General features: G+C 62.8%; 12 protein-coding genes. All 12 read left to right on the top strand.

Annotated elements, in window-relative coordinates; all coding sequences use genetic code 11:
- Positions 1-198 precede the first annotated feature (198 nt).
- The 12 genes from ACLBYA_RS13675 (at position 199) to ACLBYA_RS13730 (ending at position 14,446) form a co-directional block, all read left to right on the top strand.
- Positions 199-978: a LuxR C-terminal-related transcriptional regulator gene (locus ACLBYA_RS13675; protein ID WP_447709960.1), complete on the top strand. Its 780-nt coding sequence runs from the start codon at positions 199-201 to the stop codon at positions 976-978.
- Positions 979-1,355: 377 nt separating this feature from the next.
- Positions 1,356-1,988 (top strand): LuxR C-terminal-related transcriptional regulator, encoded by a 633-nt coding sequence (locus tag ACLBYA_RS13680; RefSeq protein WP_447709961.1) that lies wholly within the window; start codon positions 1,356-1,358, stop codon positions 1,986-1,988.
- Between the two features lie 187 nt (positions 1,989-2,175).
- Positions 2,176-3,951 carry a glutamine--fructose-6-phosphate transaminase (isomerizing) gene (gene glmS / locus ACLBYA_RS13685; protein WP_447709962.1) on the top strand — a complete coding sequence of 592 codons (1,776 nt, stop codon included), beginning with the start codon at positions 2,176-2,178 and terminating at the stop codon, positions 3,949-3,951.
- 369 nt (positions 3,952-4,320) lie between these two features.
- Positions 4,321-4,962 (top strand): LuxR C-terminal-related transcriptional regulator, encoded by a 642-nt coding sequence (locus ACLBYA_RS13690; RefSeq protein ID WP_447709963.1) that lies wholly within the window; start codon positions 4,321-4,323, stop codon positions 4,960-4,962.
- Positions 4,963-5,250: 288 nt separating this feature from the next.
- The gene (locus ACLBYA_RS13695; RefSeq protein ID WP_447709964.1) at positions 5,251-5,577 is read left to right on the top strand and encodes a hypothetical protein; all 327 of its coding nucleotides are present in this window, start codon (positions 5,251-5,253) and stop codon (positions 5,575-5,577) included.
- A complete protein-coding gene (locus ACLBYA_RS13700; protein ID WP_447709965.1) occupies positions 5,574-7,133 on the top strand; it encodes a sugar transferase in 1,560 nt (519 codons plus the stop codon). Before ACLBYA_RS13695 ends, ACLBYA_RS13700 begins: the two co-directional genes overlap by 4 nt.
- Before the next feature lie 34 nt (positions 7,134-7,167).
- Positions 7,168-8,154: a GDP-mannose 4,6-dehydratase gene (locus ACLBYA_RS13705; protein WP_447709966.1), complete on the top strand. Its 987-nt coding sequence runs from the start codon at positions 7,168-7,170 to the stop codon at positions 8,152-8,154.
- A gap of 121 nt (positions 8,155-8,275) precedes the next feature.
- Positions 8,276-9,565, top strand: a complete 1,290-nt coding sequence (locus ACLBYA_RS13710) for a hypothetical protein (protein ID WP_447709967.1) — start codon at positions 8,276-8,278, stop codon at positions 9,563-9,565.
- Positions 9,566-9,609: 44 nt separating this feature from the next.
- A complete protein-coding gene (locus ACLBYA_RS13715) occupies positions 9,610-10,992 on the top strand; it encodes an O-antigen ligase family protein (RefSeq protein ID WP_447709968.1) in 1,383 nt (460 codons plus the stop codon).
- Positions 10,985-12,067, top strand: coding sequence for a glycosyltransferase family 4 protein (locus ACLBYA_RS13720; RefSeq protein WP_447709969.1), 1,083 nt, complete (start codon positions 10,985-10,987; stop codon positions 12,065-12,067). The genes ACLBYA_RS13715 and ACLBYA_RS13720 overlap by 8 nt, the downstream gene beginning before the upstream one ends.
- Positions 12,064-13,188: a glycosyltransferase gene (locus tag ACLBYA_RS13725; protein ID WP_447709970.1), complete on the top strand. Its 1,125-nt coding sequence runs from the start codon at positions 12,064-12,066 to the stop codon at positions 13,186-13,188. Before ACLBYA_RS13720 ends, ACLBYA_RS13725 begins: the two co-directional genes overlap by 4 nt.
- A gap of 43 nt (positions 13,189-13,231) precedes the next feature.
- Positions 13,232-14,446 (top strand): glycosyltransferase family 4 protein, encoded by a 1,215-nt coding sequence (locus tag ACLBYA_RS13730; RefSeq protein ID WP_447709971.1) that lies wholly within the window; start codon positions 13,232-13,234, stop codon positions 14,444-14,446.
- Positions 14,447-14,474 lie beyond the last annotated feature (28 nt).

Here is a 14,474-nt window from a genome sequence, read left to right on the forward strand (position 1 = left end):
TCTCGGAGCCACCTCGCCGCCCCAGTCCCTGGTTGCGTGGGTGTCAGAGAAGATGCGCGGGATGTCAGAGCGGTCGGGGGACCGCATCAACCGATCTGAGCCGTTCGCGAGGCTCAGGTTATCCGGGCATCTATGGGGGAGGCCGCGTCAGCGGCCCATGTCGTGGATGGGGCGTGCACAATGAAAGCTTTTGGTTCAGTGGCACCGGTCTTGATTCCGTCGTACCTTCCGGCGACGACGGTGGCCGGACCGGCACACCGGATATCGGCGGTGTCGAGCAGTGAGTCAGACCGGCGGCCGATGCATCCGGCACCGGAATCGGAACGCGCGTGCGATGCCGCAATCCTGATGGTCGACGACTGTGTCCTCTACCGGGACAGCATTGCCGCGGGTTTGGCGGCCGCCGGTATGCGGCCGACGGGGTGCGCCCGGGACCTGGACACGATGCTCACCGCAATCGAGGACCATGCGCCGGAGCTCCTGTTGTTGAACATCAGGATGCGGCAGAGCGCGTCACTGCTACGCGCCGCGCTGGCCACCAACCCGGCCATCCGCGTGATCGTCCTGGGCATTTCCGAGGATGATGAGGCCGAGGTGATCGCGTGTGCCGAGGCCGGCGTCGCCGGATACCACACTCGCACAGAGTCATTGGATGATCTTGTGCTGCTCGTGAAGAAGGTCGTGGCCGGCGAGACGTTCTGCTCTCCACTGGTGTCGGCGATGCTGCTCCGGAGATTGTCGACGCTGGCCTCGCGGCAGACCGCGGTACCGGACGAGCCGGTCCTGACTGTTCGCGAGGCCCAGATCCTCGAGCTACTCCGGCTGGGGCTCAGTAACCGCGACATCGCCGGGGAACTGTGTATCGCGGTTCACACCGTGAAGAACCACGTGCACAGCTTGCTCGCGAAGCTCGGCGTTCGCACCCGGGCTCAGGCTGTCGCGTTGGCACCGCCGCAGAGCGCACTGCAGTCGTCCTGAGGATCTAGATCCGGGGTTGGTCAGAAATGAGTCCGCAGGTCTATGTACGGACGGCCCACCCGAAGTGATAGTTGAGCCGTAGCCACCGTCCTATTGACCTGACCGGTCGAGATCACAGTGGCGGCGAAACAGATTTTGGCCGACTCATTTCGGAGCGTGCCGATCGAGGCAAGGCGCGCCGAATGCGCCAAATCCGCGAGGTTGCAGTCCGACTGGTGGGGGCAGGCATCATTGATACTTACGAAGCCGGCCGGCACCTGGCGAGAGACGGCCATCCGTTTCCACGTCCAAAGGCGGACCTCCGAACGCCTTCGTCGGTTGATGCTCGCGCCCCTCAGTTCGTACCGCGACGAGAGATACTCGGTCTGTTGCAAACCGTGACCCTCCTGATCGTCGACGATTGCACGCTGCATCGGGAGAACCTCAGTACCGCTCTCACCCTGACCGGAGCCAAAACCCCGTCGTTGGCCTGGGATCTACGCTCGCTGGTCAGGGCGATGGATGAGATCGAACCGGACATTCTGCTGCTGAACATCACCACCCGCGACTGCGTGGAACTTCTGAAATCAGCCACCGACATCGTCCCCGGGCTCCGCACGATCGTGATGGGCGTATCGGAAGACGATGAGGCGCGCATCATCTCCTGTGCCGAGATAGGTGTGGCTGACTATCACATGCGCTCGGATTCATTCGACGGTCTGTTGAGAATGATCCAGAGAGTTGCTGACGGTGAGATATTCTGCACCCCAGCAGTATCAGCGATGTTGCTGCGACGGCTGTCGGCGCTCGCAGACGGCGGCCAATCCTCGACCATCAATGCGGCCCTCACCACTCGCGAGACCCAGATCCTGAAGATGCTGGAGCTGGGTAGTTCGAACCAGGAAATCGCCGAGCAACTGTCGATCACGGTCCACACCGTGAAGAATCATGTCCACAGCCTGCTCACCAAACTGAGGGTCGGAACCCGGGCCGAGGCAGCCGCGATGTCGCGCGGGCTGAAGCGTCGATAGTCCTGATCGAGCGAACTAGTTCGTGACCCCGCCAAAGTTGGTCCCGATGGTCCATATACGTCGATGCCGGTTGCCTCGATAGTGATGGGGTGCACCAAGGATTAGCTCGACCGCCGCGTCCAGCGAAGCTGCCAAGTGCGGCTGTCTTCGCCGCGGTCGGCCTCGCCGTATCTCGGGCGGCCGGCTGATGTGCGGCATCATCGCGTGCCGAACCCACGCCCCGGCAGTGGATTACCTTCTCGTGGGCCTGAAGCGGCTGGAGTACCGAGGGTATGACTCCGCCGGTGTCGCCATTCAGACCGCCGACGGTCGCGTGGTGCGACTTCGCCGAGCCGGCCGTATCCACGTCCTTGAGGAAGCGGTGCGTTTACACGCCGGTGCGGAGTTCAACGGCTCCGGGATCGGACACACCCGGTGGGCTACCCACGGTGTCGCATCGGAGGCCAATGCCCACCCGCATACCGATTGCACCGGTCGAATCAGTGTCGTGCACAACGGCATCATCGAGAACGCTGATCGACTCCGGCGTGAGCTCGCGGCGGCGGGGCACCGATTCACATCTGACGTCGACACGGAGGTCCTGTGCCACCTGATCGAAGCCCGAATGCTGCAGACTGCGGATCTGGTCGACGCGGTACGCGCCGCACTGGAAACGGTCGAGGGCGGATGGGGCATAGCGGTTCTCGAGGAGGGGACCGGGCGTATCGTGGTCGCGGCCAACCGGTCGCCATTGCTGGTCGGCTGGACTTCGGCAGGGGCATTCGCTGCCAGCGACATCGCCGCGATCGCCGACTGGGTGCCGGAGTTCCGGGCACTCGATGATGGCGAAGTCCTCGAACTGGCCCGTGACCGACGGTCCGGCTCTTCAGTTGACGAGCCGGTGCTCATTCAGCACTGCTGGCGCAACCAGGACGCAGACCTGCAGGGGCATACCGACTTCATGGCCAAGGAGATCGAGGAACAACCAGCAGCGGCAAGCAGATTGCTCGATACCATCGGCGGCGGCATTTCGAACGGGGAGCTGTGGCGCGAACTCGGGCTGGGAGAGCTCAACAGTCTCCAGATAATCGGCTGTGGCACATCCCTCAACGCCGGCAGGGTGATCCGGCACGTGGCGGCCGTTCTGGGCGGGCTTCCCGTCACCATAACGGTGGCCAGCGAGGTTGGTGCCACCGTCGTCCACCCTGGCACACATCGCTTGGCGATCAGCCAGTCCGGGGAAACCGCGGATGTGCTCACCGCGTTGGTCTCGGTACCGCCCGACGTCCCGCTGGTGACAATCACCAATAACACGCATTCGACATTGGCTCGGCGCGCAAACGCTGTGCTGAATTGCTCCGCGGGACCGGAGATCGGGGTTGCGGCAACCAAGACGTTCGTGAATCAGGTCATTTGCGGCGTCGCCTTGACGATCTCCGCATTGGTGGCCGGCGACCGACTGTCTCCGGCCCAAGGGCGTGCGCTCGGCGCAGAAGTACACCGGATACCGGATCGGCTTACCGCTGCCATAGCGACCGCCAAGACGCTTGTGCCGCAGATAGCGAGCCAACTGGCGGGGGCGAGTGGGTTCATCTACATGGCACGAGGTTCCGGGCTTCCATATGCCGCCGAGGGCGCATTGAAGATGAAGGAGCTCAGCTACCGATGGTCAGATTACTATCCCGCGGGGGAGTTGAAGCACGGACCACTGGCCCTTATCGATGACGGTACGCCGGTCATAGTGGTGGACAACGGCGAGCCCAAACTGGCAGGCAATATCTCCGAGGTTCGTGCCCGCGGCGGACGGATTGTCAGAATCGGGTCGAACGGCAGCACGCTCCCGGTACTCGATGCGGCCGTTCAACCTTGGGGTCCACTGGAAAGCGTAGTCGCGTTGCAGATGCTCGCCAGGGCGGTGGCGCTCGAACTGGAACGCGATGTGGACAAGCCTCGCAACCTCGCCAAGGCGGTGACCGTGGAATGAGCGCTGGGTAACGACGGCGAACCATCCCCCGAACTTTCTCGCCGAAGGCATGGCGGCGCAGCACCTAACCGGCACCTAAGCCGGCCCAGATGTGCGGCATGCCCGCACATCCACGCAGGAGGCAGTGGGAGGTGAGCGGACATGTGGAGGGCCGACGACAAACACTCCGGTGCGGACACCGGTGCGGGTGCGTGGGAGCGCACCGACCCGAACGCTATGGGACACGGCCGGTTCAACGGTTTGTCGAGACGGGCTATGCCGACGAGAGATGTGCCCAACGGACACAACGGGTTGCAGAATGTGAAACGGGTACCGGTTCCGGAGTCCGCCGTCGGGCACACGGCGTGGAGTCCCTTTACACAGCCGACCTTGCTGATTGTCGATGACCACACGCTGCATCGCCAGAGCCTGACCGCGGTCCTTGCGTCAGGCGGCGCCGCGACCGCGTCGGCGTGGAACCTGCACTCGCTGTTGACCGCACTGACCATGAACCCACCGGATCTCGTGCTGTTGAACATGGACACCCGAGACAGCGGTCGGTTGCTGCACGCGGCGCTCGAGATCTGCCCACAGGCGAGAATAATCGTCTTGGGGGTGGCGGAGGACGACGAGGCCAGGATCATCGAATGTGCAGAGGCCGGAGTTGCCGGCTATCACCTTCGCACCGAATCGCTCGACGACCTGATGTCTCTGGTCCACAAAGTCGCGAAGGGCGAATGGACATGCGCACCCGCCATCTCAGCAACGCTGCTGCGTAGGTTGTCCACCCTGGCTGCCGAGAACCAGTCATCAATCCAACGACCAGTTCTCACCCGCCGAGAGGCCCAGATCCTTCGATTGCTCGAAATGGGCCTTTCCAATCGCGAGATTGCTGCAGATCTGCGGATCGCCATCCACACGGTGAAGAACCACGTGCACAGCGTGTTGAAGAAACTGGGCGTCAGCACCCGAATCGAGGCGGCGGCGCAATTTCGAACGGTGAGCATCAGGCAGCAGGGCCCGGAGATCTGAATCCCGGACCGGGTTGAATTCGCTCCATTGGCCCATGTACCCACGATTGGATCTGGCCGATAGTTGGCTAATGATCTGGGGGAAAGCATCTTTCGTTGAGAGCATGACACCGTGCCGTGAGGTGGTTACAGCCGCGCAGGTGACGAGTGAAGGCACAGCGACAGCGAGGAAGTTGCCGCAACACCGCGGCGGTACGGGTGTCGGCGGGGTGTGCCAGAAGCCGAGCATCTCGAAGAAAAGGCAGCGGTGCGAGCGGGAGCGCAGTTTGCGGGATGGGCAGGCATGGTCATGACAACGGCGAACTCTGGATCGGCCGATCGAGCCGCACCTGCCGATGACGACGGAAACATCACCGTCACCACCGAGCAGGTCGCCGCGGTTGTCGCCGGCATTCCCCAGATCGGCGCGGCCTGCGATGCGCTGAGGAGTGCCGGGCGGCGCGCCACCATTGCGGGGAACCGAATCTCCGTCGACGACCGGGTGTACGCCCAGTTCGTATGTGCCAACGTGGGGATGTACGGCCGGACCAACGCTACGTGGTTGATCTACCACGCAGCCGGCACACCACCGGTGTGGATTGTCGGTGCCGAACCGCTCGTGAGTCTGGCCCGATGACCGTCCAGCAGAGCGGCGGCGCACCGGGGCCATTGCTGTCGCTGGCACCCGAACCGGCCGACCTTGCCGAGAGTATCGAGGCGAAAACAGAAGCAGTAGAACCGATACAGTCGTCGGTCAGGGCGGTTGAGCGCGACCGGTGGCAACGTCGATACAGCGCCAACCTGCTCATCACAGATTCCCTTGTGGTCGTTGGTGCGGTGCTGATGAGCCAGTACTTGCGGTTCGGAAGCACACTGGCCGCAGAGAGCCGCAACGATCTCATAGCGACGCTCTGCTCCGCGGTCCTCGCGATCATCTGGCTGGCTGCTCTGTCCGGGCTCCGAACGAGGTCACCGAAGTACATCGGATCTGGCATCGAGGAGTACCGGCGGGTCGTGACTGCCTCGTTCTGGACGTTCGGCACGATCGCCATGGCAGAGTTGCTCCTGAAACTGGAGGTGTCGCGAGGCTACCTGGCCGTTGCATTGCCCATCGGTATGGTGGGCCTGCTGGCCGGACGCTTCGGCTGGCGACGGTACATTCTGCGGCAGCGTTCTAAAGGTGGATACCGCACAGCGGTTTTGGCAGTTGGTCACCGAGAAGCCGTGGTGGATCTGGCAACCGAACTCACCGCCAACGTGGCGAACGGCTATACGGTCGTTGGAATCGGGATACCCGGATACGGTGCGCCGACCGGCGAGTACCTCACGATCAATGGTCAACGGATCCCCGTCGTCGGCGGTGAAGGGTACGTCCTGCAGGCTGTCGGCAGCTGTGGAGCCGACACAGTCGCGATCGCCGGCACCGAGCATTTTGGAGTCAGAGGAATTCGGCGTCTGCTTTGGGACCTCGAGCCCCTTGACGTCGAACTCGTTGTCGCACCGGGAGTAATGGACGTCGCGCGCTCCAGGCTGGTGATGCGGCCGGTCGACGGTCTTGCATTGCTCCACATCGACAAACCGCAGTATCGAGGCGCGAAGCGAGTTCAGAAACGGACGTTCGACTTCCTCTTCGCGGGTGCGGCGCTGATCGCCACGCTGCCCATCTGGGTTGTCGTGGCTCTGGCCATCAAGCTGACGAGCAGGGGGCCGATCTTCTACTCATCGGAGCGCATCGGTATCGAGGGCAAGCCGTTCTCGATGCTGAAGTTCAGAACCATGGTGGATGGCGCCGACAAGCAGGTGGTGCAACTTCTCCAGGCCAATGAGTGCGATGGCCTGATGTTCAAGGTCAGGAATGACCCACGAATTACGCCGGTAGGACGGTTCCTGCGCCGCTTCAGCATCGACGAACTGCCGCAGTTCCTGAACGTCCTCACGCAGGACATGAGTGTCGTGGGTCCTCGGCCTCCGTTACGGCGGGAGGTCGAATGCTACGACGACGACGTCCAGCGCAGGCTACTCGTCAAGCCGGGCGTGACGGGACTCTGGCAGGTGAGTGGACGATCAGATCTGCCGTGGGACAAAGCCGTTCGACTCGATCTCTCTTACGTCGACAACTGGTCGATGGTGGGAGACATTCTGATCGTCGCCAAGACAGTGCAGGCCGTGTTGCGCCGCACCGGTGCCTACTGATCCCCATCGGCCACGAGAAACAGGAGACCAAATCATGCGAGCACTCGTCACCGGCGCCGCCGGGTTCATCGGTTCAACACTGGTGGACAGGCTGTTGAAAGAAGGCCACAGCGTCGTGGCAATCGATGACCTGAGCACGGGGGTCCTGGCCAATCTGGACGAGGCCAGCAACCACCAACGGGCACGTCGTGGGCGCTTCACGTTCTTGCAAGCCGATATACGAGCCCCAGAGCTGAGGGACATCGTGGCGGGTTCGAATCCGGATGTGGTATTTCACCTCGCTGCGCAGGTCAATCTGCGTGCCTCGGTGACCGATCCGATGTTCGATGCGCAAACCAACGTGCTCGGCACCATCAACGTACTGGAGGCCGTGCGCCAGTCGGATGCTCGACGTGTCGTCTACGCCGCGTCGGGTGGGTCGCGTTATGGAACACCAGATTCTCTTCCCGCAGATGAATCCGTCCGGGTTGACCCGATCTCACCGTATGCGGTGGCCAAATTGGCCGGCGAGATGTATCTGCGTGCCTACGCCGAGATGTATGGGATCTGGCCGATCTGTCTGGCGCTGGCGAACGTATACGGCCCACGTCAGAATCCGCGCGGTGAAGCGGGTGTCATCACGGTGTTCGGGAGTGCGATGATCGCCAATCGAACTGCCACGGTGTTCGGAAATGGCTCTGCTGCACGCGATTACGTCTATGTCGATGATGTCGTCGAAGCCTTCGTGCGGGCCGCTCAGACTCCCGACGGAACTGTTGGCACCTACAACATCGGCACGGGACAACAAACCACGGTGATCGAGGTGCACCGGCTCATCGCCGAAGTCCTCGGGAAGTCGACTCCGCCGTGCTTCGTGGAGAAACGGAGTGGCGAGTTGCAGGCGATTGCCCTGGATGCAACGAAGGCGCTGACCGAACTCGGCTGGGCTCCTGGTGTGGACCTCTCCGATGGGATCGCACGCACGGTTCAGTGGCTCCGTTCCGTTCTGGAGGCCGAATCCGACGAGCTGATCGGCGCGTGATGGGGACGCAGGACGGCTCTCATGCGGCGGGTGCGAACTCGGACGAATCAGATTGGGGGAGAGCGTGAAATCTCGTTTGAGCTACCGTATCGACCAGGTGAGGCGCCGATGGTGGCTGGTCTTGGCAGTCGCTGTGCTGGCCACCTATGCGGCGGCGCTGCCGATCTTGCAGATGCAGCCGACCTACGTCGCCAGGGCGCTGTTGATTCAGTCCACACCCGGACTGGCTCCCGAGCAGGATGCGGCGATGTCCATCGGATACGCGACGGTGTTCAACGACCCGGCGACGATCGGCCGGTTGAAGGAGGCGACGAAGACTCCTGAGGCGGTCACCTTCGAAGCCAGGTCAATCGCAACCAGCCCCATCCTCGCTATCGAGGCGACGGCAGACAGTCCGCAAGTGGCCCAGGATGCGGCACAGAACGTGGCTGCGGCGTTCCGAACGGACATCGGCGCGCAACGACAGGCGGCGTCTCAGAAGTTGATAGCGAGCACGGAGCGAGAGCTCGAGTCGTTGGTCGCTCGGCCCAGTCCAGATGGTCAGCTGAACCCGATGGTGCCGGTGGTGCAGACGCGTCTGGATGCCATCAGGGCCGAATCAGCCAATCATCTGCAGGAACTTCAACTACGGGCCGGCGTAACGAAGATCGAACCCGACATCGTGTTCGGCTTGGCAACGCGGGCCGCAGGTGGCGTGCTCCTGGGAATCCTCGCGGCCCTCGGGCTCGCGGCGTTGTCCTCACGCATCGTCGTCTCGGCGGACCTGCGGGACAAGACCGGCATCGAACCCGCGATCGAGATACCTGGTAAGGGGTCGGAGAAGACGGCGAAACTACGCGAAGACAGGTTGCGCACGCTCACGAACCTCATCAGCTTTCACGACCTGCCGAAGTCCACCGTTGTCGCCCTGACCGATTGTCGCGGATCCCGGGCGGCACAAGAACTGTCCGAGGCGGTGGCAAATATATCGGGGCAGCAAGGACGTCGAACCGTGCTCGTATATGCGAACGGTGACGACTCGCAGCCGACGGACAGCGTCGGCTTCAATGACGTGCTGCTCGACAGCAACGGGGTGCAGAATGCGCTCAAGGACTGCGCAATCGAGTCGCTGAAGACGCTGCCGGCTGGTTCGTGTGTTGCTGATCGCTACACACTCATGGGCCGTGAACGTATCGATGCGGTACTTGACGAACTGCGTATCGGAGCCGACACCATAGTGATCGCCGCGCCGTCGATCAGCGACAGCATCGAATCGCAGATGATCTGCGCAGCAGCGGACTTCACCGTGCTCGTTGTGGCGAGGGGATCGTCGCACGCGGGCGACGTCACCTCCGCGGTAGGAGCACTCGCCGAGGCGCGCGCGGTACTGCTCGGCACAGTGCTGACCGACGGCCGACGAGGCGAACCGTAGATGACCGCGACAAATGCGGTGTCGCATCCCGCCGAGGTGGTCGAATGATACTGTTCGCCTTGGCGATCGCTTTGGTGATCGGGTTCTACGCGCTGCGGAGCCCGGTGTTCGCCACCATCGTCGTCCTGGCAGCTATCTGTCTGCGCCAGGTGTTGAACTCGGCGGTCCAGACGCCGGTCGAACTCTGGTGGGTCGGGTTCGCCCTGCTGCTCACCGCGACCGTGTTGTGGCTGGACCGGACATCGGTGCGAGTGCGTAGCATCGGCCCCGTCGAATGGGCCATGGCCGCGTACTTGCTGTGGAACTTCTACTCGATGGTGGCGCCCCACAAGTACCCCGCGATCGATGTGCTGACCGGGGAGCCGCTTCCGGTCACCCGGTTCATCGTGATCGGGACGATGCTGCCGTTCGTCTTCTATTTCATTGGGCGCCAAACCTTCGACCGTCCCGCAGCAGTACGGGCAATGCTCTGGTTCATCGTGGCATTCGCGGCCTATTCGTCGGTTGTCAGCATCATGCCGTTCATCGGCCTCAGCGACTTCGTATGGCCCCGGTACATCGTCCTCAGCGACCCGGGCGCGTGGGCCGGCCGGGCACTCGGGATCTTCGTTCAGCCAGTCGTCAACGGAATGGTCCTCACACTCGGCTTGGCCATTGCGATGTTCTTCGCAAGTCGTCGCAGCGAACCCGCATGGTGTCGCATCCTGGCGTTCGTCACCGCGGCTGCCTGCGGCTGGGCAATCTATCTGACGCACACACGAGCGGCCTGGTTGAGCGCCGTGGTGGTGCTGGTCATCGGCGCGCTCATGGCGACGAGGCACCGCAGAGGCTTCGTCGGGGCGCTCAGCATGGTGGCGATGGGGGTGGTAGCCAACTGGTCGACGTTCACCAGTGCCGACCGGGAAGCGGGTGGCGTCGGGTCGGCAAGTGAGGTCGAAGATCGGCTGAACACCATTCAGACGTCGTTGTGGGCCTTTGCCGAGAAGCCGGTCGAGGGATGGGGAATCGCGCGGTTCCAGGCGGTGAACTTGTACCACCACCAACAGTGGTCTGCCGAAACCCCGTGGGTTCGCGGGCTCGGTGAGGTCTCACACGAGAACGAGCTCGGCATCCTCGCGGAGCTGGGGTTGATCGGATTCGCGGGATGGGTGTGTGTCCTCGCGCTGATCGCGTATCGCCTGTGGAAGGCGTACCGCGAGTCGTCCGAGGAGGATCTGTGTGGCAAACCCCTTGTGGTGATGGCGATCATGGCCTTCGGTGTATTGATCTTCACCGGTTTCACAGTCGACCTGCGCTTCTTCGACTTCCCGACGGCGGTGACATTCTTGCTGGCCGGCATGGCGGTTGGCTGGTCGGAGCGTGCCGAGCGACCGATTCTCGCCGAGGCCGGCAGCAGTTCGCCGGGAAAGTTGGTGCACCATGGGTGAGCAGCGAGCACTCTGGGTGTCCACGAGCATCGATACCCGAGGCGGCATCGCATCCTATGTCCGGGCCATGCAGCAGACGCCGCTGTGGCGCGAGTGGAACATTCGGCACATCGCCACCCACCGGGATGGCTCCACCATGCAGAAGGTCACTGCATTCGCGATCGGCACCGTGCAGTTCCTGATCGAGCTGATCCGATTCCGCCCCGACGTCATCCATCTGCACGCCAGTACACGCGGCAGCTTCGTGCGTAAGGCGATTCTGTTCTGGATGAGCAGACCCACGCGGGTGCCCATCGTCATCCACATGCACGGATCTGGATTTCAGGGGGACTACGAGAACTCGCCCCGCGTGGTGCAGGCGATTGTCCGCGCGACACTCGGGCGTGCCGATGCCTTCGTCACGCTGGGCGAATTATGGGCCGATCGGATGCGGCAGATCGCACCGGAGTCACGAATAGTCGCTATTCCCAACGGAGTACAACTCGGACGCCAAGTGGATCAGCCGGCACCGGACGCGCCGACCCATGTCGTCTTTCTCGGTCGCATCGGCACGCACAAGGGCACATACAACCTACTCGACGCTTGGGCCAAGCTGGCATGCGAACCGGGATTCAGCATGGTCGACAGATGTACCGCGAGGTTGACGATTGCCGGTGACGGCGACGTCGAACGGGCACGCAAGCGAATTCGGGAACTGAGTCTCGAACGCAGCGTCGAGATACACGAATGGCTCTCGGAGAAACAGGTCGGCGAACTGCTGGACAGCGCGCAGGTGTTGGTGCTGCCGTCCCGAAACGAGGGGCAGCCGATGGCCGTGTTGGAAGCGATGGCACGGGGTTTGTGCGTGATCGCCACGGCGGTAGGGGGATTGCCGGAGATGATCGGCGACGGATGTGGTGTCACGATTCCGCCCGAGGACCCTGAGGCGATCACGGCAGCACTTCGCGAGGTGCTCGCTGATACTGAGTTTCGTACCAGATGCGGGTCCGCCGCCCACGCCCGTGTCCAAGCGGTGTTCGACACCCGGACAATCGCTCGCAGGCTCGACGCGCTATACCGCGAGGTGTGCGCATGAGCGGGCGACCGATCCGTTTGCTTTTCGTGGTGCCGCACCTGGCGGCCGGTGGTGCCGAGCGGCACGTGAGCACGCTGTTACCACGATTGGACCCGTCGCGCTTCATACCGTCGGTTGTCTGTATTGGTTGGGATGGTGAGCTTTTCGCCGATGTGAGCGCAGCAGGCATCGACGCCAGGGCGCTCTGGATGCCAAAGAGGCAGGCGCCGCGTGCCTTACGTGAACTGATCTCGATCATGCGGCGCGAACGACCGGACGTCGTGATGGTGGCCGGCCGCAACGCGGAGATCCTCGGCCGCGTCGCTGCCCGCATCGCCGGTGTGGACCACACGATCGTGTGGTTGCACAACGCCACGGAGATCCTGTCACGGGGCCCGCTGATCAGGACACTGGACCGTTGGATGATCCGCTGGACAAGCGCCTATTTCGGAGTCGCCGATGTTCAGCGGCCGTTCATGGTGCGCGAACGCCACTATCCCGATCAGAAGATCCGGATCATCCACAACGGCGTTGATGCGGCGTTGTTCGACGTCACGACGCACCGAGATGTGCTGGCCGAATTCGGATTACCCGAGGCCGGACCGGTGGTCGGCATTCTGGGAGCACTCCGCTGGGAGAAGGATCACGAGACGTTCCTTCGGGCGGCCCACATCGTGCTGGATCAGATGCCCTCGGCGAAGTTCCTGGTTGTCGGCGACGGTCCATGCCGCGGTCAACTGGAGAGGCTGTGCCGTGAACTCGGGATCACGGAGAACGTCCGCTTTACCGGAATGCGCAGTGACGTATCCCGCTTGCTCTGTGCCATGGACGTTTTTGCGATGACCTCGGTAACGGAGTGCTTTCCCATGGCGTTGCTCGAGGCAATGGCCTGCGCGCGTCCGGTGGTCTGCACAGCGGTCGGTGGAATCAACGAGATCGTCGACGACGGGCGGACTGGCTACCTGGTACCACCCAAGGACCCGGCTCAGATCGCGGCCAGGGTGGTGCACCTCCTGTCGGACCCGCAGGCGGCACGGTCCATGGGGTTTGCTGGGCGCTGTCGCGTCGAGTCGGAGTTCGGTCTGGACCGCAGTGTCGAAGGAGCACAGCTCGCGATCGAGGAAACGGTTGTAGTCAGATGATTATCGGTTATGGGGGATGTACGCAATGAAGCGACACATATTGATGCTCGTCGAGAACCTGCCGGTGCCGTTCGACCGTCGAGTGTGGCAGGAGGCCCTGGCGCTTGTCCGCAGCGGGTTTGCCGTCACCGTGATCTGTCCGGCCGGTACCGAACAGGATACCGAGAGGGAGGTCGAGATCGACGGTGTCCGAATTCTGCGCTATCCACTGCGACCGGCGACAGGAGGGCCTGCCGAGTACCTTCGCGAGTACAGTCTTGCGCTCTGGTACACGCTGCGGCTGGCGCTCAAGGTACGTCGGCAAGGCCGCATCGATGTTGTGCACGCGTGCAATCCGCCGGATCTTCTCTTCCTGATCGCCTTGCTGCTGCGGCCCGGTGGAACGCGATTTGTCTTCGACCACCACGATCTGGTGCCCGAGCTGTTCCTGTCACGCTTTCCCCATGGCGGTCGACTTCTTTATCGGCTGACCAGGTTCACCGAACGACTGACCTTCGCTGCGGCCGACGCCGTGATCTCGACGAACGAAAGCTATCGGCGGGTGGCGATAGAGCGGGGCGGAATGTCACCCGAGAAGGTGACGGTGGTGCGCAGCGCGCCAGACCTCGGTCGGTTCACCGTACGGCCACCTGACACGAGCCTGCGCCGGGACAAACGGTTTCTTCTCGCCTACCTGGGTGTGATGGGACCGCAGGACGGCGTCGACTACGCATTGCGATCGGTGAAGTTGCTGCGTGAACACCTCGGACGGCACGACTTCCACGCTGTCTTCATGGGCGCGGGCGATACGTTCGATGAAATGGTCAAGCTCAGTGGGGATCTCGGCATCGCTGACATCGTGGACTTTCCCGGTCGGGTACCCGACGAGTACGTCCTGCGATGCCTGTCCACCGCCGACGTGTGCCTGTCACCGGACCCGATGAACCCGCTGAACGACGTCTCGACGATGAACAAGGTCGTCGAGTACATGGCAATGGGACGTCCGATCGTGTCTTTCGATCTCGCAGAGGCACGGGTGTCCGCCGGCGATGCTGCGCTGTACGTGCCGGGTAACGACGAACTCGCCTTCGCGTCGGCCATCAATGCGTTGTTGGACGACTCCGAAGGGCGAAGAAAGATGGGCGAACTGGGACGCCTCAGGGTCGAGCGAGAACTGTCATGGGAGGTGTCGCGCCGTGCACTGATCGATTTCTACGCCGGGCTTTTCGATTCGGATGAGACTGAGACAGCCGCCCGTATCGGGACGATAAGTGCCTAGCCCCGCGTGGTATCTGGGTCGTGCTGCG

The sequence above is a fragment of the Mycobacterium sp. C31M genome (assembly GCF_053345865.1).

Bases quoted from the DNA above. Each gene is read 5' to 3' on its own strand.
- ACLBYA_RS13730 (WP_447709971.1), top strand. From the start codon at position 13,232: ATGCTCGTCGAGAACCTGCCGGTGCCGTTCGACCGTCGAGTGTGGCAG.
- ACLBYA_RS13700 (WP_447709965.1), top strand. From the start codon at position 5,574: ATGACCGTCCAGCAGAGCGGCGGCGCACCGGGGCCATTGCTGTCGCTG.
- ACLBYA_RS13705 (WP_447709966.1), top strand. From the start codon at position 7,168: ATGCGAGCACTCGTCACCGGCGCCGCCGGGTTCATCGGTTCAACACTG.
- ACLBYA_RS13715 (WP_447709968.1), top strand. From the start codon at position 9,610: ATGATACTGTTCGCCTTGGCGATCGCTTTGGTGATCGGGTTCTACGCG.
- ACLBYA_RS13720 (WP_447709969.1), top strand. From the start codon at position 10,985: ATGGGTGAGCAGCGAGCACTCTGGGTGTCCACGAGCATCGATACCCGA.
- ACLBYA_RS13695 (WP_447709964.1), top strand. From the start codon at position 5,251: ATGACAACGGCGAACTCTGGATCGGCCGATCGAGCCGCACCTGCCGAT.
- ACLBYA_RS13725 (WP_447709970.1), top strand. From the start codon at position 12,064: ATGAGCGGGCGACCGATCCGTTTGCTTTTCGTGGTGCCGCACCTGGCG.
- glmS (WP_447709962.1), top strand. From the start codon at position 2,176: ATGTGCGGCATCATCGCGTGCCGAACCCACGCCCCGGCAGTGGATTAC.